Raw genomic sequence first — 17604 nt, 5'->3', positions numbered from 1 at the left:
CCGTGCCTACTTCCCTCCGTTCCTACTCCACCCGATAGTCGAGGGGAGGCATTCGATCGCCGACCAGTGCCTCATACTCGAAGCCTTCTCCCCAGGCATTAAGGAACTCCGCCTTGGCCTGGTCGATCAGTTCAGGCGTCTGAAGCAACTCTGCCCCCGTCGCTGCCAGCGCGCGCGCAGCGTAAGCCGTTCCTTTGTGGCCGATGGACATGCCGCCTGCGGCAACTGCTTGCCACGAATGCTGCGGTGTTCCCGGCACGAAGGTTGCGGTGCTAAGGCCAACGGTTGGGGCGATCCAACTAACATCGCCAACATCCGAAGAATAGTAGCCAACTCCCCCGAAGTCGTAGTCTTCGATCTCGAATGCCTCCGAGATGTCCGGCTGCTTGCGAAGCGTCGCCTGAAGTTCCCTGGCAAAAGCGGTTTCGTCAGCGTCCCATTCGATAGGCGTGGCGGCCCGAAGGTTCTGGTCCATCAGTCGGCCGAGGGTGTCGTTGGGCAGGACCGAATAAACGCCGCTGATCCGCTCAAACTCGACCTCTGTTTCAGTGCCCATTGCGGCACCCTCAGCTGCCCGCTGGATGCGCGCGTAGATATCAGCCACTACGGCGGGATCCTGATGGCGCACATAGAGATATAGCTCGGCGAAGTCAGGCACAACGTTTGGAGCGGCCCCACCGTTCGAGATCACATAGTGAATTCGCGCCTCCTGAGGAACATGCTCGCGCATGAGGTTGATCATGAATGTGGTTGCTTCCAGCGCATCAAGCGCGGAGCGTCCTTGATCGGGGGCGAGTGCGGCATGGGCAGCCTGACCGCGGTAACGGAACTTGGCGCTCACATTGGAAAGTGATGCTCCCTGTGAAGCGCTATTGGAGCCGCCGGGGTGCCAATGCAGCACCGCATCCACATCGTCTAAAGCTCCCGAGCGGGCCAGGTAAGCCTTTCCGGAGCCGCCTTCTTCTGCGGGGGTGCCATAGAGCCTGACTTCACCAGCCAGGCCCTGGGCCTCGGCGTAATCTGCCAGTGCGATGGCGGCTGCAACCGAGCCAGCGCCAAAGAGGTGGTGACCACATGCATGGCCACTGGAAAGGCCTGCGACAGCCTCTTCATGCGGGACAGCTGCCTGCGAAAAGCCTGGAAGCGCGTCCATTTCGGCGAGAATGGCGATGACAGGTCCATCGCCGCTGCCACGACGGGCGACGAAGGCGGTCGGCATGTCTCCGACGCCTGCCTCCGTCAGAAAACCGTGCCCTTCAAGTTCGGAGATCAACAGGGCAGCGGTCTCTGTTTCCAAATAACCCAATTCCGGATTCTGCCAGATCTGCTGCGCGACATCCATCATGCGGGGCTCGTAGGCGGCAACACCTTCTTCAATGGCAGCGCGCTGCTCATCGGTTAACGGAGCGGCAAGCAACGGTGCGGCGGCGAGAATGGCGGCGAAACAGGCGGCGGCGCTGGCAGAAATCTTGTTCACTAAGTCCTCTCCGGTTCGACCCAGTTAAGGCGGAACCCCAGTCATTCACGTTCCCGCTAAACAGACCTTAAGCCAAAACAAAAAGCAACATCATGAAAGGGAAGGCGCTGCAACTTATTCCAAGACGCATCGCCCAGTTTCGAGCCTGACTACGAAAAAACTGGGTGGGTGGCCGCCTGATCGGTTTGAGGCGGTATGAACTCAATCTGCACGCCGTCACCGATACCGTGTGTCGGAGTTGTTGCGAAAATGAGCTCTCGGGGTGAAGGGCCCTTTCCCGTGGTCCTTCATGCCATGGCCTCGATTTTGGCCCTGCCGAGGGCCGAGAGGCGGTTCATGATGGCGATTCGGTTCTGGATTTCGGCGGTATGGCGGTCGGTGGTCTCGGGACATGATCCGCTCGCCCAAGAGCTTCAGGCAACTCTGACGTGCCCCCCATCGCTTGGACGGAGCTCGCGCTTTTTAAGCTCCTTTTTGCTCCTGCTGATCCGGTTGCGTTGCGTCGATTTATAATGAGTGGACCACGACCGGTGGTTAGCCGCCAAAGGCCTTGTGCGGGTGGCGATGGTAAAACTCTATCCTGTCAGCTCATGCATTATTAAGATCGGAAAAAAGAAGCGAAACGGAAGCCCGCACTTGTTGGCGCGGTTGCAGTCTCCAAAGTTCTCTTCCAGCACCCCGAAAAAATGAACTCGCCCCCGCAACATGGCTTACCGGCTCGATACAGACATATTGACGTTGCCCCCAACTTTTATCCAGCGTGAGCGAGACTCCGGGACTGAGTTTTGCCCATTTGGGCGGGTTGGGCAACGGGGGCTGGCGCGGAGCTTTGCGGATTGCGCAGCGTCAGGCCCCGTTGCGGGGTGAAGGTTTCGGCAAACTCGGCTGGGGTCTGCCAGCTGAGGCGGGAGTGGGGGGCGTTCGGTGTTGTAGTCCGTGCGCCAGGCGACCAGCGTTGCGCGGGCATGGTGCAGGGACGGGAACAGCGTTTCGTTCAAGAGTTCGTCTCGCAGGCGACCGTTGAAGCTTTCGATGAAGGCATTCTGGGTCGGCTTTCCGGGCGCGATGTAATGCCAGTCAAACTTGCGGTCATCCACGAATTTGAGGATCGCATTCGAGGTGAACTCGGTTCCATTGTCACTGACCACCGTCTGAGGCTTGCCGCGGGTGTCGAACAGCGTCGCCAGTTCCCGCGCCACCCTTGCCCCCGAGAGCGACGTGTCCGCGATCAGCGCCAAGCATTCCCGCGTGCAGTCATCGACCACGGTCATGATCCGGAACCGGCGGCCATCGGTCAGCTGGTCTGACACGAAGTCCAGCGACCAGCGCTGGTTTGGCAGCAAAGGCAGCACCATCGGGGCCCGTGTGCCCATGGCCCGCTTGCGCCCGCCCCGGCGACGGACATGCAACTGCTCTTCGCGGTAGATGCGAAACAGGCGCTTGTGGTTGACCTCGTGGCCCTCGCGCCGCAGGAAGACATGCAACCGACGATACCCGAACCGGCGCCGGACCTTTGCCAATTCTTTCAGCCGCTCGCGCAGCACAGGGTCGTCTTGGCGGACCACCTCATACCGCATGGTCATCCGGCAACAGCCGATCACCCGGCACGCCCGCCGTTCGCTCATCTCGTGACTTGCCACTAGATGCGCGACCGCTTGCCGCTTCGCGGCGGGCGTCACCACTTTTTTCCGAGCAGATCCTTCAAGGCCGAATTGTCGAGCATGGAGTCGGCCAGCAGCTTCTTCAGCCTGCCGTTCTCATCCTCAAGCGCCTTCAGACGCTTCGCCTCGCTGACATCCATGCCGCCATACTTGGCTTTCCACTTGTAAACGGTCGCATCGCTGACGCCGTGCTTACGGCAAAGATCGGCAACGGAAATCCCCCGCCTCGTGCTCCTTCAGAATGCCGATGATCTGATCCTCGGTGAACCTGCTGCGCTTCATCTCTGGTCCTTTCGGTTAGGCCAGAGTCTACCTCAAACTGGATTAGGCAGAGGGGGCAACGTCACCCCGCATCAATTCTCTTCAGGGTTCGTCCAGGAAAGGGCGTGGCACCGAACAAGCTGTCTGCCCAGCATGACGCCCTCAAGCTTGCCCTGGAGCTGGACGCCGCTCAGGATATGCGGTTCGACATAGACAAGGGCTACGTCACCATTGATGTACCCAAGTTGGACAAGGACCGGTATTTTGTGGAAGCATCGGATCTCTGGTCGCGCTGGAAACGTCCTGAGTTTGGCCTCAGGGTGCCCTTGGGAGAGGATCGCTTCGGAAACGTCGTTGAAATCGACTTCACCTCCTCCAACTCGCCGCATCTCCTCATCGGCGGCACCACCGGGAGTGGTAAATCTGAAGCCCTCAATACAATCCTAGCCGGTATTACCCAGCACTACACACCGGATGAAGTAAGGCTGCAGCTAATCGATCCGAAGGGAACCGAGCTCGAGCATCTTTCAGAATCTGAACATCTCGATGGAGAGATTGGCTGGGACGAAGAGGATGCAATCGGGATTCTTCTCCGCGCCGTAGAGGAAATGCAGGCCCGTTATGCAAGTTTCAAGAACGCGAAGGTCAGAACGATCGGAGACTTCAACGCAAATGTAGCCGAGGGTGAGCGAATTCCGAGGTGGATTATCGTTTTAGACGAATACGCTGATTTGACATCAGAGCCGGACGCAAAAAAGACAATTGAAGGACATTTGAAGCGTCTTGCTCAGAAAGCCCGCGCTGCGGGAATTCACGTAATAATTGCCACCCAGAAGCCAGATGCCTCGGTAATCAGCACCAACTTGCGGTCAAACCTCCCCGCGCAAATCGCATTGCGCGTCAAAAGCTCTACCGAAAGCCGAGTCATCATGGACGATCCTGGGGCGGAGTCCCTGACTGGCAAGGGTGATGCCTTCTTTAAAGCAAGCGGCGTATTAACCCGAGTTCAGTGTGCCAAAATCTGACTTTATGCCCAGTATTCAGGATAGGACTGTCCCTAGCAAAGCTGCGATTTGCCGTGCGAGGAAGGGAGGTACGGCATTCCCCACTTGGACGTATTGCTGGGTCCGATTGCCGAGGAACAGATAGTCGTCAGGAAAGGTTTGTAGCCGAGCGGCCTCGCGCACGGTCAGGCTGCGGCACTGCATAGGGTCAGGATGGATGAAGTAATGTCCATCCTTGGAGATATGGCTGGTTACCGTAGTGGCTGCCGCATCGGCCAGTTGGACTCGAAATCGGTCGTTGAAGACGCCGCTGTGCCAGTTCCGATGATCCGGGCTAAGCGCGAGGGGAAAATCGGCGGCCTTCGGGCTGTAGCGACGCACTGCCCCGAACACAGCGGCGAACAGATACCTTCCAAGATCCGAGGGCATGTGCCCGCGTGTTTCGTGCTGGGCAATGGTGCGCAATTCTGGCCGCTCAATCCAGCGCAGCAATTCATCGTTTGAGGTGCCATAGCCATCCGGCTGGCATGACGCTGTCCGACGTCTCTGCGCTTCCGACTTCATTCGCTTGGCAACGGATGAGAATGCCTCCCGAAGCGGAGCATTCTCTTTCCCCTTATGGATTTTGGCCAGTAGTTTCGCCGCTTCGACAACCTCGTCTCGCCACGCCGATGAATCGTCTCGACCCCGACTAATGCCGCTGCGCAGGTTGGGCATCGTCCCGATAACGTCGCTGACCGTTCGCGGCAGACCCGAAACAGCAATCTCGGTGCTCGCAGCCTTGCCCGCAAGGTCGGAGCGGATGCCGACGATGATCACCCTGTGGCGTCTTTGCGGGACCCCGAATTCCTCAGCACGCACAATGAAATCGGACGGTCGCGCTGCTTCTTGCAGGCTGGCTTTTCCATCTACCACGCGGACTGCCAGCAGATCGTAGTGATGACCTTGGCCCGTACCAAGCGAGGACAGGTCCTCCATCAGCATCTCGAAGACAAGTCGGCTTTCAACAGTCGAGGAGAGCATGCCCTTGACGTTTTCCATCACGAAAGCAGCGGGACGAAGCCTGTCGAGCACGCGGATGTACTCTCGGAACAGGTAGTGCCGCTCATCTTCTTCAGGCACATAGCCGATCTTGCCCTTGGCCCGCGCACGCCCGACCAGGGAATAAGCCTGACAGGGCGGTCCGCCGATCAGAATCGTATCGTCATGGTTTTTGCGCAGCTTCGCGATGGCACCGTCAATCGCCGTCGCAGCTGCCTCAGTGCCGAGTTCGAGTGCACGAGCCTCATCAATGGCAAGCTGCCACGCTTCGGCGTCGACTGCTGACCAATCCGGCTCGGGGACAAGCCCCGCATGAAAATCGATGAACTGGTCGGGCAAGGCGCCGTGAAGCGCCTGGTATTCACGCAGGAACGCGCGCAGCGTCAGGGTGCGATGAGCCGATGCCTCTTTCTCGACCGAGATGCCGATCCGGAACGGCGCATGTCCATCCTCGACGAGGGAGGCAAAGCCCTCGCCAAGTCCGCCTGGACCGGCAAACAGATCGACAATGCCGAAAGTGGCTGACAAATCCGGCTCCTGACGAAATTCATTCAGTCGGTGTATACCAGGTTCCAGACCGAAGACCAGGGTGCACGTGACCGATATCGTAGACAAACAGACCCGCTCCCGGATGATGGCCGGGATCAAGGGGAAGGACACGAAGCCCGAACTGGTGCTTCGGCGGGCACTTCATGCGCGTGGCTTCCGTTACCGGCTGCATTCGAAAAATGTCCCCGGGCGACCGGACCTCGTGTTTCCGAAGCATCACGCAATCGTCTTCGTGCATGGCTGCTTCTGGCACCGCCATGAGGGCTGTCGTTACACAACCACTCCATCGACACGTTCAGAGTTCTGGCAGGCGAAGTTCGACGCGAATGTGATCCGGGACGCTGCCATACGGGACCAGTTGATAGAGACAGGATGGCGGGTCGCAACAGTGTGGGAGTGTTCATTGCGCAAGACCGACCAATTGGCCGCAACGGTTGAAGTTCTTGCGGCTTGGCTGCTCTCAGACAGCAGGCAGCTTGAAATTGGCGAAAAGGATATCAAGCATTCCGAGTGATCGATACTCTGCAGACTGCGCTGAAGACCAAGATGCGCTGACTCTATCTGCAGCCGCGCGCCTGATCTCGAATAACGGCGTAATCACCCATCATCTCGACGACCACCGACCGATCCGGCAGCATCGCCAATTCCTCGGCCGCCCGCGCCTGTAACTCCCTGCTGTATTCCACGACCGGCGGACATGCCGCCAAGCCGTTCGCTTCAAAACCCGCCGTTGCGCAACCGGTCAACCAGCTCGCACCGATCACGAGGACGGCGAGCTGCAGCCTCCAGCATCTGGCGTTGGATTTCATTGGCCTTCTCCGTGGTTTCGAGACTTCAGCGATCCGCCCGACGTGCTCGCCGGAGCGGCGGATCGACAGCAGGAACAGGACAATGGCGACGGCGATGGCACCGTAGCGCAAAATGGCCCGCGCCCATGTGCTGGCTGCGATCCCGCCGAGAATGGTGGTGATCATCGCTGCCCCCGCTTCCAATCATCGAGGCGGGCGTAGATCGTGACAGCAATGCCAACGAGCGCCACCGCGATGAACACCCAGCGCAACGAGTCCAGATATGGCACCAGTGGCAGGACGGCGGACCCGGTCTCGGACAGGACGCTCTGTGCGACTTCGACCCCCGCCGCGCCCAGCGTCGCCACCCCGGCCGCTCCGCCACCTTTCATCGTGCGGCTTTCAGCCAGAACCTCGCGCGCGGGCGGCGTATCCTCGGCGAATGCGGTCGCCCGGACCGGGAAGCGCTCGCCCCATTGGCGCGCCGGGCCGAGATCAACATGGATGAAACCCGAGCGCGGATAGAAGCCGAATCCGAGAAATCCCACTGTTCGTGCCGCAGCCTCGAAGGCCAACGGGTCGTGGTTCGACATTGCGATATCGAAGGCCGCGCCTTCCATGTGCTTCGAGCGGGTTGCGCCGCCAACGGCGCGGTTGTGCTCCGGGCTGCGATAGGCAGAGCGGACGATCAGCGGTTTCCCCAGACGGTCGCGCAACGCCTGCAGCTTGTCGAGCGCGGGCTCGTTGATCAGCAGCTTGCCGGTGCCGCGGCAGGCAATTTCGGCAGGCGAGAAGTTGGTCCAGCGCCAGGCTTTCTCCGGCACATCGTGCCAATGGTCGTAAAAGGTCGTAGTCATGGTATCCTCCAGAAACGAAAAAACCCGCCACATGGGCGGGTCGGTTGGGCTAACGGATTGGGATGCGGCGGAGCTACGGGGCCCCGCCGAAGATCTTGAGCTTGATCGCGATACCCGCCAGCAGCGCCAACATCACGCCGGTGGTGATTATTCGGACTGCCGTCTGCATTGCGGTGCGGCGCACCAGCCGGATGCAGTCGAGCAAGGATCGCAGGTCCCGGATATCGAGCGCTGCCTCTTCGCCATCGAGGCCGACATCGGCGAGCGCGCGTTTGGCGCCTTTCTCGGCAGCGCGTGCCAACATTGCCTCAAACTCGGCGTCGGGCATGCGCACAAAGCCCAGATCAGATCGAGGTGGTGTCATCGGATCCTCCTTCCGCCGCTCAGCCGACCTTGCAGCCCCAGAAGGACGTGTGGTCGGCCGCAAAATACCCATCCTGAGCGCGGAAATACCCCTGAAGCTCAACGGTATCGCCCGCCGTCAGTGGCACCATGGTCTGGAGCCAGATCGCGGTGGCCAACGAGACATGGGTGGCGGAGCTCTCGCCGAAGGAGCCCCGGATTTCCGTCGCGCCGTTCAGCACGAGCCGACCGCGCATGCGGGCCGAAGTGCTGGAATTGACCTTGTAAAGCAGGGTCGCGCCGAAGAGATAAGTCCCGTCGACGGGCGCGACGAAGCAATTGTTCGCGGCATCAAACGCGCCCTGATCGTTATAGTCGGTGTTGTTCAGACCGATCTTCGTCCAGGTCCCAACGCCCATGTAGTTGTCGTAGTTCGTGTACGCCTTGAAGCGCGGCAGTTGCGGCTGATCAACGATGCCGTTCGTGTTGTCGACGGTCAGACCATCGAAGAAGGTGCTGCCGTCGGCGGACACCGCGACGCGGAAGCGATCAGAGCCGAAGAGGCCCACGAGCGCCTTGGTCACGAAGCCCGACTGGAGCGTCAGCCCGAGATCGTCGCCCGCGGCCTCCTTGTTCATGGTGTAGAAGAGATCGCCGGTGCCACCCTCGGCCACGGTCTTGGCCGTCCAGAGCGCAGCGTTGAGTTTGGCCGAGAACGGATTCGAGGCGTCGGCAGTGGTACCGACGCCGACCAGTGCCATGTTCTGGAGCGCTTCCGGGGTTGAGCCGATCCACGCCGCGCCGTCGTAGACCAACAGCAAGTCCTCATCCTCAACCCATGCGCGCCAGCCAGTCCGGGGTGGCAGGCGCAGCCATGCGCCGTCTGAGAACAACGCCACGTTCAGGTCCCACCCCGCCCAGTCACCGGTGCCCCCGCTGGCCACGATGTAGCGGTCACCATCGGCGGGGCTGCCGGGCGGCGCGGTCAGGTCGCGGTCGAGGACGGAAAGCTGAACCAGCCCGTCGAGTATGCGCAGTGCCTCGTTGTGGGTGACATGCTTCTGGGCCTGCGCTGCAAGAATGTTTGGGAGCAGGAGGTTGGTCGTGGTGTCGTACATAGTGGTCCTCAGAGTTGGAGCGTGACAGTTTTGGCCGCACCTCGCCCAATCATGGCAGAGATCTGGAAAATGCGGATGTCGAGCGTGTTGCTGGGCCCAAGCAGCGCACCCCAGTCGGCGGTCTGCTGGGCGGACGTGTAGACCACGCTGGTCGCGGTCGCTGTCAGCGTGCGCTTGACCGTTGCGCCGTCGAGGAGTTCGACCTCGTAAGCCTCGGTTTCCTCTGCTAGTGGCGCGTCGGCCGCGCCCCAGCTGTCGGCGGAAAGCGCGCGGGACCTTCGTGTCCAGCGGATGGTCAGATCGCCGGGCGTGCGCGGCCTGCGCCATGGCTGCTCCACATGGGCCACGGAGAACGGCCGTAGCCCGACGCCCACCGGCGTGAAGGCTTGCGCAACGTAGGTCTCGTCGCTGACAGAGCGGCTTGCCGGGCCGATGCGCCAGTTCCATGGCAGCCCGAGATCGGCTTCGGCGATTGGCAATGAGGCGAGAGCGTCGTCCAGCACCACAACCCGCGCGCCTGCCGGAGCCGGATTGGACATGGCTGCTTCCGTGCCGCGCTGGCCGCGCAGCAACCGGGTGAGCCGATACCGGCCGGGGGCGATCAGTTCCGCAACGCCCGCCTGCACGATTTCCCAGACGCCGGGCGCACTCTCGATGGCGAGCGCGTTCGCGCCGCCGAGCAATGTCAGGTCCGTGACGCTTTCCAGCGTGCCGGTCAGCAAGTCGACCACCAGCGCATTGCCGAGATCGAAGCGCGAGGTGGGGCCTGCGAAGAAATCCGAGACCAGCGTTCCGATCCGGGCCCGGCCGCCAAATGTCGTCAGCAGCTCGAAGCCATCGGTAGAGGGACTGCGGAACACCGCCATTTCGCCCGGCCAGGGAACGGCGTGCGCTGCGGCGAAGGGCCGATGCGCGGGTTGATCCTCTATCAGTTGCGGCAGGTCCAGCAGCGCCAGCTCGGGTGCGCCGAACACAACGGCTTTCGAGAGCGAGGACGGGCGTGGCGATCCGGGCGGAAGGTCGTGGGCTTCCCGGTCCTGGCGAACGGCCTCGATCCCGCGTGCCTCGGCATCCGCGATGGAGACCAGCCGCAGCGGGATGTGCCGACCGTCATGGTCCAATGTGACGACATCGGCCGGATCGAGCGCCAGCAGCGACGGCGGCAAACGGAACGCCGCCGTTTCCCGCCCGGTCCAGGCTTCCATCAGCGCGCGGCGGCAGCGGCGCTCGGCCTCCTCGGGCGGCACCGCCATGGGGAAGGATTCGGACGCGATCCGCGTCGTGTCCACGGTGATGCGGCGCGCCTCGACCTGCGCAGCCTCGTAGTCCTCGTCAGCGCGGGCGACCTGCCATTTGAGCGCCTGCGGCAGTTCGGTTTCCTGGCCGCGTGTCAGTTCCAGCACGTCACCCTCGCGGGGTGCCACCAGGTCGTCAGGCCCGAGGGTGGCGACGGAGGCCCGGCCGCGCATGATGAAGCGGATCGCGCCCTCGGTCTCCACTGCGTCGAAGCCGAAATGCCGCGACAGCGTGGTGATCGAGGCACGCGGGCTCTCCAGCGCGCCGATGGCATAGCCCTCTACCGCGCCCCAGAGGCCGGTGACGTCGATCCGGTCCTCAGGGAGCCCGGCGCGCAGGCATAGATGCCGGACGAGCGCTGCGAGCGACACCGCTCCCAGCCTTCCGGTCAGCCAATGCCCCAGCCGCCAGTTCGCGCCGTCCGTCCAGACGTCGGTCAGCGCCGGGAAGAAGGGATAGGGCCGCGCGTCCCAGGTCCAGGCGGCGCATTCGGGCACATGCACCATCCGGCCGCCGTAGACCGAGGACAAGGGGTTGTTCGCCGGGACGCCCCACCAGAGGTAAGTCGCCTCGAGATAGGCGCGCTGGATGGCGTCGTCGCGCCAGCCCCGCGAGAAATGCGGCGTGAAGCTCTCGGATGACTTCGGGTCGAAGAACACGTTCGGCTGGTTGGTGCCCCGGTCGATGGCGGGACAGCCGAGCTCGGTGAACCAGATCGGTTTGGACTGCGGCACCCATGCCGTCGGCGTGCCGCTCTCGACGCCTCCGGGACGGTTGTAGTGCGGGTTCGACCACCAGGCGCTCAGATCCTTGTATCGAAAGACCCATGGCTTACTGGCGGCACCGTCGGTGATCGCGGTCCGGACCTGCGCGGATCGGTCAGCCGCGCGGGCATAGAACCAGTCGAAGCCTTCGCCGCCCGCGATGTTCGCCTGCAGATAGGCGCGGTCGTAAATCGCGGGCCAGCCGTCAGCCGCGTCCGTATGCTCGAACCCGTCGCGCCAGTCGGAGAGCGGCATGTAGTTGTCGATCCCGGCGAAATCAATCTCCGGATCGGCCCAGAGTGGATCGAGGTGGAAGAAAACGTCGCCGGTGCCGTCGTCCGGCTGGTGCCCGAAATACTCGCTCCAGTCGGCCGCATAGCCAAGGCTCACACCCGATCCGAGGATGGAGCGGACGTCCGCAAGAAGGTCCCGATAGGCCTGCACCGCCGGATAGGTGGTTACGCCCGAGCGGATGGTCGTCAGGCCCGGCATCTCGGTGCCGATCAGAAAGGCATCGACCCCGCCCGCTGCCGCGCAGAGATGGGCATAGTGCAACACCATGCGGCGCAAACCCCAGTCGCCGGGCGATCCGGTCCAACTGACGCTGTTGCCCGAGACGCTGAAGCTCGCGGGCGTGGCCGAACCGAACAGCGCCGTGATTTGCGTGGCGGCCGTGGCGGTCTTGTCCACCGTCCCAGCGTAACCAGCAGCCGGAGAACAGGTGATCCGGCCGCGCCAGGGAAACGCGGGCTGCCCCGTCTCAGCGGCGTTGTCGGAATACGGGTTCGGCAGGCTGTTGCCGGGCGGGACATCCATCAGGATGAACGGGTAGAAGGTGACGCGCAGCCCACGCGCCTTCATCTCCTGGATCGCCTGCACCACCGCGAAATCGGCGGGCGTGCCGCCATAGACAGGGCGATCCTGATCATCGCGGCTGACCAGAAAGGCATTGGCGCGGCTGACGCCATTCACGGACCAAGCCGACGGCGTGGTCGATTTGGCGGATACCTCGACCCCTGGCCGCACCTTGCATGAGCCCGCGCGCAGATCGTCGCCAAACCAGGCCACCACCAGCGATACGCTCTCGACTTTCGGGGCCATCGCCTGAAGTCGGTCCAGAGCGACCACCATGTCGGCAGTGTCGGTCAGCGCGTTCAGGTTCTCTGGCTCCGACGACCCTCCGCCGCCCTTCCGGATGCCCTGCGTGGCATAGGCAAACTCGCCAGACGCCGGGATCATGGTGACCGCTTGTGTCAGCCCCTCCGCCGTGTCCGGATCGGCAAGCGGGCGGAACACCTCAAAACTTAGCTGCGGGATGCGGTTGCCATAGTTGCCGAGCGGCAGGTCCTCGAAAACGACATAGGCCGTGCCGCGATAGGCCGGTGTGCTTACTGCCCCCATCTTCGCCGCAATGAACGGATCGGCCGCCTGGTTCTCGTCTCCCGGATACCAGCGCCAAGTGATCCCGGCGGTATCCAGCAGTTTCCCATCGGCCCAGATCCGGCCAATGCCGGTGATCGGACCCTCGCAGAGCGCGACTGCAAAGCTCGCATAGTAGAAGTATTCGGTTGTCTTGACCTTGCCGCCCCCGCCACCACCCTTGCCGCCCCCCTGCGTGGTGGTCTTGGTCTCCTCGCGGAAATCGGTTGCCCAGACGATATTGCCGCCGATCCGCATGCGGCCATAGAGGCGCGGGATCACCGCGCCTTCGGTGGCCGAGGTGATGCGCAGATTGTCCATCCGCGCACCTTCGATCCGCTGGGTTGGCGCCAATGACGAGATGATCCAGCTGTCCACGACCGAGCCGATGGTGGAGCCGATGAAGCCACCGATGGTGGCAGCGCTGACGCCGAGGATTGCGCCGCCAATGCTGCCGCCAATGGCAGCGCCAGCGGCACCGAGAACGAGGGTCGCCATGGGATGATCTCAGCGTTGCGGGAACAGGAAAGCGAAGGCGATGCGCCGCCGCCAGGCTTGAGTGAGCGGTTCCTCGATGACGCCGAGGCGCTCGTAGGCGTGGAGGAAGGTGTCGGGCCCGGTGAGGATCCCGACATGCTTGGCGATGGCGCGGGGCGTCATCCGGAACAGGACCAGCACGCCGGGACCGGCGTCAGCGGGTGCAATCTCTGGCATCATGAGCCGGGCGCCCTCGGCCAGAACCTCGCGCGGTCCGGTTTCGCCCCAGTCCCGGCTGTAGGGCGGGATTGGGAACGGCTCTGGCCCGACGACTTCGCGCCAGACGCCGCGGGCCAATCCAAGGCAGTCGCAGCCGACACTCCGAAGGCTGGCCTGGTCGTGATACGGCGTGCCCAGCCAAGAGCGCGCGATGGCGATGACGCGTGCGGGATCAGCGTTCAAAGTACCGTCCCCTCATGCCCGCCATCCTTCGTGGCGTATCTCAGCACCGCATCCTGCCCCGGGATGTGCGGGAAACCCCTGAAATTGGCAGTGTTGGCGAACGTCGTGCTGCAGGTCTCGATACGCTTGTCGCAACCTGCGCGGATCGCGAAAGCATCACCGCCCGCGATAGACCGCACTGGTGCTTCGAGCAGTGTCAGCACTGCGATGCCGTCTGTCACGTCATGTGCGATGATCTCGGCGCGCCGACCGGCATTCGTGCCGTTTGTCCATTCGACGGTGCCGAAGGTGAACCAGCCGGACGAAAAACTGCCGAGCCCTGAGGCTGTGAAGGCCCGGTCGCGCAGGAGATCAATGACGCCACCCGTGCTCTTGAACGCGGAGTTCTCCAGATCGATGCCGCAACGGGCGTCGCCGAGTGCGGCATCGCAGGTCGCCTGAAACGTCCGTCCGACCGTCTGGCCGAGCACATGGGCGAGCGAGCGGACCTCGGCGACAAAGGCGAGCCGCCCGCGTCGGATCTGGCCGATGGCGCCGCGTCGCATCAGCACGCGTTGGCCGGTGTCCGCCCAGTTCACCCGCCAGACCTCCACCTCGGCGTTGTCCCAGAGGCCATCCAGAATGTCGGTCTCGGTGATCCGGTCGGAGGTCAGAACGCCCTCAGCATCCTGCGCATCGACCGACAGGTCCGAGCCCGAGCGCACCTCTGAAGCCGTCAGCCCGCTTTCCGGCTCGAAGTTCGTGCCGTCGAACGTCAGCGTCCGGTCGTGATCGGTGAAGCCAAAACTCGCGCCGTCGGCGCGGAGGATGCGCCAGCACCAGGATAGCGTTGTTGTCCCGTCGCCCAGATGCGCTTGCAGATCGGGGGTGATGCTTTTCATCGGCGGAGTTCCAGAAGTGGAATGGAGGTGATCGAGCCCAGCCGCTCGAGATCAAGCGTCACGTCGAGCGCGTCAGTGTCGAAGCGGACGGGCACGTCGAACTCGAAGCCTGCGGTGATCGCGACACCGGAGCCCGGCGCGGCGCTGAAGGTGATGACGCCGGTCGCTGTGTCGACGGACCAACCGGAGGGCTGCTCCACCCCGCCAAGCGCGATGCGAACAGTTGCGGTCACAGGCTTGGCGATGGCGCGCGTCCAGGATTGTGCGCCGGACGCGTAGCGCTTCACCAATTGGAAGGCGGTCGTCGTGCCATCGCCGGTGCCGATCGACTGATCCGTCGGCGATGGCGTGCCCGAAGGCAGGCAGGACTTGTAGTCGCCCCAGTCCTTGAAGCGGAACCCATGTAGCCGACCGTTGCGCGCCTCGAAAAAGGCAACCACGGCCGCCAGATCGTCGGCGCGGCGGATGCCATAGGCGACATCGTAGCGGCGACGCGAATTGGCCCAACTGGCGTTGCGCTCCTCGTCGCCAGAAGCGAGTTCGACGATCTGGGTCCGCCGCTCGGGCCCGCCGCGCGCACCCCGGCTGATATTGTCGGGAAACCGGACTTCGTGAAACGCCATCACATGCCCCTTCGCCCGAGCGACACCGCGCGAGCGATGTCGGCCGCGACCTGTGTCCGCGACTGTCGGAAGCTTTCGGCGTCGCGCGCCATGATGGTGACATTCACGCCACCGGCTGCGCCGTAGCTCTGAGCTTCGCGGCGAGACAGCACGCGCTCGCCGCGTTGCAAGATGGCCGGGACTTCATCGTGGCGCAGCCCCGCCACACCGCCGGAATGCATCCGGGGCGCAGCCGCAAAGGCCATCGCCGGAACCATTCTGCCTGGCGCGGAGGCACCTACCATGCCGCCTGCATGCAAGATGTTCGCGAAAATCCCGCCCGCACCCCCAAGCGCGCCGGAAAGCGCATTGGCGATCGGCCCGAGGATGAACCGACGCGCCGCCAGCTTGGCGAGATCGGCCAGCAGCGAGGTGGTGAGATCGCGGAAATCCAGCTTGCCGGTCTTGACGAACTCGCCAACCGCGTTCTCTGCCGACTGGAATGCGCCGACCAGCGCTTGGCCGATGTCCCCGCCAATCTCGCGTGCCTTGCTGGCATAGTCGCTGAGCGCTGCGGTGACCGACTGCCAGCCGGAAACTGCGGCGTCGGTGTCAGGTTCGGCTGCAGTGGCAGCAGCCCCGGCCGCTGCGCCCGCACTCGTGGCCGCCTGTCCGGCATCGCCAAGGGCTGTCTCGAACCGCGCCGCCGCGTTGGTCGCCTCGGTCAGCGCGTCCGCGCTACCTTCATCGCTGCCCCGCACCGCATCGCGCAACGCCTGCCAACTGGCGAGCGGCGCGCGTGCCCCCTCGGCCAGATCGCGCGCGGCACCGCGATAGGTATTTGCGGTGGCAAGCGCAGTATTGGCCGCTTGGGTGAGCCCGAGATCGGGTGCGGCGAGCGGGTTGTCCTCGAAAGCCCGATCAAAGGCAGTCTGGGCAGCGGTCGTCGCGGCCGTCGCGGCACCCTCAAAGCGGTTCTCGATCTGACCCAGATCAAGATCGGAGATGATAGAAATACGCCGTTCGGAGCCGAGCGCCTCCAGCCCCTGGTTGATCCCGCCGATGAACGTGTTGATCCGCGAGACGACGCCGTTCAGCATCGCTTCCACGCCATCGATCAGGCTGTTGGCCGCCTGAAACGCCAGATCGCCGATGGCGGCTGGCAGCATGCCCCAGATGGCCTTGATCGCCTCATAGGCGCCCTCAAACGTGTTTGCAGCCGTGTTGCCAAAAGCCACGACGCTCTCGATGGCGCTCTGCATGCCCGAGGCGGCATCGGCCTTCAGATCGAAGAACATCGCCGTGGCGGCAGCGCCCGCCGCCGCAGCCCCCATCTTGATGCGGTCCCAGACCTCGACGGCGAGGTCCTTCAGGAGCAACATTGCCTCGCCAAATCCGCCCGCGCCAGACACGAGGCGGGTGAACTGATAGACGAGTTCGCCCGCGCCGACGATCAACGCCCCGATGCCGGTGCGGATCAGTGCGCCGCGCAGCAGGACCAGCGCGGTGGCGAGCCCACGGACCGACAGGGCAGCAACCGCCATCCCGGCGACCCAACGCCCTGCAAGAAAAGCCACAAACGTGGCGGCATAGTTGGTTAGACGGCCGATGTTGTCGAACAGGCCCCGGATCGCGATGCCGAGCGGACCGGTGCGGCTTGCCACAGCCGCCATGGCGTTGGCCACGGCTTCCAGCGCGGGGGCTGCTGCGACGGCCAGCTGGTTCGACAGCCCGCGCCAGATCAGACCGAGCCGCGAGAGCGCATCGTTCGTCCGTTCGATCTGATCGGCATCCTGCTCCGATACGACGACACCGAAGGCCAGAACATCCTCTGTCGCCTGGCGCAGCGTCGCGGTGTCGATCCGCGACATTGCGATAGAGCCTTCCTCGCCGAAAAGCTGGCCCGCGACGGCGGCGCGTTCTGCGGCGGGCACGAAGCTTTCGATGGCGGCGTTGATCGCCTCCACTCGCTGATCCAGCGGCAGGGAAATCAGATCGGCAGCCGACAGCCCCAGCCGCTCCAGCGCATCGGCAGCGGGTCCGGTCCCGGCGGCGGCCTGGCTGAGGCGGCGTGTTAGATCCTTGGTCGCCTGCTCAATCCCGGAGATGGAGACGCCCGCCAACTCACCCGCCCGCTCCAACGTCTGGATCGAGGCGACCGTGGTCCCGAGAGACTGAGCCAATTTGGCCTGCGCGTCGACGGTCTGCAGCCCGGATCGGACCATCGCCACGCCAGCAGCAGCAGCGGCGGCCACGGCGGCAGCGGCGGCCACTGTGACACGGCGGGAAAACGCCGCGAGCCGTGTATTGGCCGCTTCCATTTCCCTGCTAAGGCGGCCGAAGCCGCGCGCCCCGGCTTCGCCCACGCCTTCCAACTCGGCGCGCACCTGTCGGCCGCCTACCGCAGCAAGGCGGACAGAAACGCGCTTCTCAGCCATTGGAATGATCCATCTGTTCGTTGAGTTTGGCGACCATCACCGCTTCGATGACGGGCAACAGTTCAGCTGCTGCGGCAGGTGGCACGCCGAGAGCATCGGCCAGCGCCAGCGCCGCCGACATGTCCCAGCCGACAATCGCGCCGGGAAGCACACGCAGCTGGCCGCCA

Annotated in this window: 14 protein-coding genes and 2 pseudogenes; 2 read left to right on the top strand and 14 right to left on the bottom strand. The window is 63.6% G+C overall.

Annotation, left to right across the window (positions count from 1 at the left end):
- Positions 1-22 precede the first annotated feature (22 nt).
- The 3 genes and pseudogenes from CYR75_RS04655 to CYR75_RS04645 all read right to left on the bottom strand — a co-directional run bounded on the left by CYR75_RS04655 (position 23) and on the right by CYR75_RS04645 (position 3420).
- Complete coding sequence (locus CYR75_RS04655) at positions 23-1477, bottom strand: amidohydrolase (RefSeq protein WP_225972841.1); 1455 nt, start codon at positions 1475-1477, stop codon at positions 23-25.
- A gap of 287 nt (positions 1478-1764) precedes the next feature.
- A pseudogene (locus tag CYR75_RS16340) lies at positions 1765-1909 on the bottom strand (IS5/IS1182 family transposase); the annotation flags it as partial.
- Between the two features lie 319 nt (positions 1910-2228).
- Positions 2229-3420: pseudogene (locus CYR75_RS04645) on the bottom strand (IS3 family transposase).
- A 104-nt stretch (positions 3421-3524) separates the two neighbouring features.
- On the opposite strand from CYR75_RS04645, the gene CYR75_RS04640 reads away from it, so the two are divergent.
- Positions 3525-4424, top strand: coding sequence for an FtsK/SpoIIIE domain-containing protein (locus CYR75_RS04640; protein ID WP_225972840.1), 900 nt, complete (start codon positions 3525-3527; stop codon positions 4422-4424).
- A gap of 15 nt (positions 4425-4439) precedes the next feature.
- Here the strand turns inward: CYR75_RS04640 and CYR75_RS04635 are convergent, their stop codons facing one another.
- Positions 4440-5972: a DNA cytosine methyltransferase gene (locus CYR75_RS04635; protein ID WP_192876683.1), complete on the bottom strand. Its 1533-nt coding sequence runs from the start codon at positions 5970-5972 to the stop codon at positions 4440-4442.
- Positions 5973-6039: 67 nt separating this feature from the next.
- Between CYR75_RS04635 and CYR75_RS04630 the strand changes: the two genes are divergently transcribed.
- A complete protein-coding gene (locus CYR75_RS04630; RefSeq protein ID WP_101500872.1) occupies positions 6040-6507 on the top strand; it encodes a very short patch repair endonuclease in 468 nt (155 codons plus the stop codon).
- Between the two features lie 43 nt (positions 6508-6550).
- Here CYR75_RS04630 and CYR75_RS16685 read toward each other — a convergent pair whose 3' ends face one another.
- The 10 genes from CYR75_RS16685 to CYR75_RS16590 form a co-directional block, all read right to left on the bottom strand.
- Positions 6551-6967 (bottom strand): hypothetical protein, encoded by a 417-nt coding sequence (locus tag CYR75_RS16685; RefSeq protein WP_318778998.1) that lies wholly within the window; start codon positions 6965-6967, stop codon positions 6551-6553.
- Positions 6964-7638, bottom strand: a complete 675-nt coding sequence (locus CYR75_RS04615; RefSeq protein WP_101500871.1) for a YcbK family protein — start codon at positions 7636-7638, stop codon at positions 6964-6966. Before CYR75_RS04615 ends, CYR75_RS16685 begins: the two co-directional genes overlap by 4 nt.
- Before the next feature lie 73 nt (positions 7639-7711).
- Entirely contained in the window at positions 7712-7966 is a 255-nt protein-coding gene (locus tag CYR75_RS04610; protein WP_225972839.1) for a DUF6127 family protein, read from the bottom strand.
- Positions 7967-8021: 55 nt separating this feature from the next.
- Positions 8022-9098: a DUF2793 domain-containing protein gene (locus tag CYR75_RS04605; RefSeq protein ID WP_101499019.1), complete on the bottom strand. Its 1077-nt coding sequence runs from the start codon at positions 9096-9098 to the stop codon at positions 8022-8024.
- Between the two features lie 8 nt (positions 9099-9106).
- Positions 9107-13075 carry a baseplate multidomain protein megatron gene (locus CYR75_RS04600; RefSeq protein WP_101499018.1) on the bottom strand — a complete coding sequence of 1323 codons (3969 nt, stop codon included), beginning with the start codon at positions 13073-13075 and terminating at the stop codon, positions 9107-9109.
- 9 nt (positions 13076-13084) lie between these two features.
- Complete coding sequence (locus tag CYR75_RS04595) at positions 13085-13516, bottom strand: NlpC/P60 family protein (RefSeq protein ID WP_101499017.1); 432 nt, start codon at positions 13514-13516, stop codon at positions 13085-13087.
- Entirely contained in the window at positions 13513-14397 is an 885-nt protein-coding gene (locus CYR75_RS04590; protein ID WP_101499016.1) for a DUF2163 domain-containing protein, read from the bottom strand. The genes CYR75_RS04595 and CYR75_RS04590 overlap by 4 nt, the downstream gene beginning before the upstream one ends.
- Complete coding sequence (locus tag CYR75_RS04585) at positions 14394-15020, bottom strand: DUF2460 domain-containing protein (protein WP_101499015.1); 627 nt, start codon at positions 15018-15020, stop codon at positions 14394-14396. Before CYR75_RS04585 ends, CYR75_RS04590 begins: the two co-directional genes overlap by 4 nt.
- Entirely contained in the window at positions 15020-17437 is a 2418-nt protein-coding gene (locus tag CYR75_RS04580) for a phage tail tape measure C-terminal domain-containing protein (RefSeq protein WP_101499014.1), read from the bottom strand. The genes CYR75_RS04585 and CYR75_RS04580 overlap by 1 nt, the downstream gene beginning before the upstream one ends.
- Positions 17430-17558, bottom strand: coding sequence for a DUF7697 family protein (locus CYR75_RS16590; RefSeq protein ID WP_264080904.1), 129 nt, complete (start codon positions 17556-17558; stop codon positions 17430-17432). The genes CYR75_RS04580 and CYR75_RS16590 overlap by 8 nt, the downstream gene beginning before the upstream one ends.
- Positions 17559-17604: the final 46 nt, after the last annotated feature.

Origin of the sequence: Paracoccus jeotgali, assembly GCF_002865605.1 — a bacterium.
In the GTDB taxonomy this organism is placed as follows: domain Bacteria; phylum Pseudomonadota; class Alphaproteobacteria; order Rhodobacterales; family Rhodobacteraceae; genus Paracoccus; species Paracoccus jeotgali.
This window is presented reverse-complemented; position numbering and strand designations above follow the sequence as displayed.

Coding starts and splice junctions, on each gene's coding strand:
- CYR75_RS16685 (WP_318778998.1), bottom strand. CDS start 6,967: ATGATCACCACCATTCTCGGCGGGATCGCAGCCAGCACATGGGCGCGG.
- CYR75_RS04615 (WP_101500871.1), bottom strand. CDS start 7,638: ATGACTACGACCTTTTACGACCATTGGCACGATGTGCCGGAGAAAGCC.
- CYR75_RS04610 (WP_225972839.1), bottom strand. CDS start 7,966: ATGCCCGACGCCGAGTTTGAGGCAATGTTGGCACGCGCTGCCGAGAAA.
- CYR75_RS04605 (WP_101499019.1), bottom strand. CDS start 9,098: ATGTACGACACCACGACCAACCTCCTGCTCCCAAACATTCTTGCAGCG.
- CYR75_RS04600 (WP_101499018.1), bottom strand. CDS start 13,075: ATGGCGACCCTCGTTCTCGGTGCCGCTGGCGCTGCCATTGGCGGCAGC.
- CYR75_RS04590 (WP_101499016.1), bottom strand. CDS start 14,397: ATGAAAAGCATCACCCCCGATCTGCAAGCGCATCTGGGCGACGGGACA.
- CYR75_RS04585 (WP_101499015.1), bottom strand. CDS start 15,020: ATGGCGTTTCACGAAGTCCGGTTTCCCGACAATATCAGCCGGGGTGCG.
- CYR75_RS04580 (WP_101499014.1), bottom strand. CDS start 17,437: ATGGCTGAGAAGCGCGTTTCTGTCCGCCTTGCTGCGGTAGGCGGCCGA.
- CYR75_RS16590 (WP_264080904.1), bottom strand. CDS start 17,558: ATGTCGGCGGCGCTGGCGCTGGCCGATGCTCTCGGCGTGCCACCTGCC.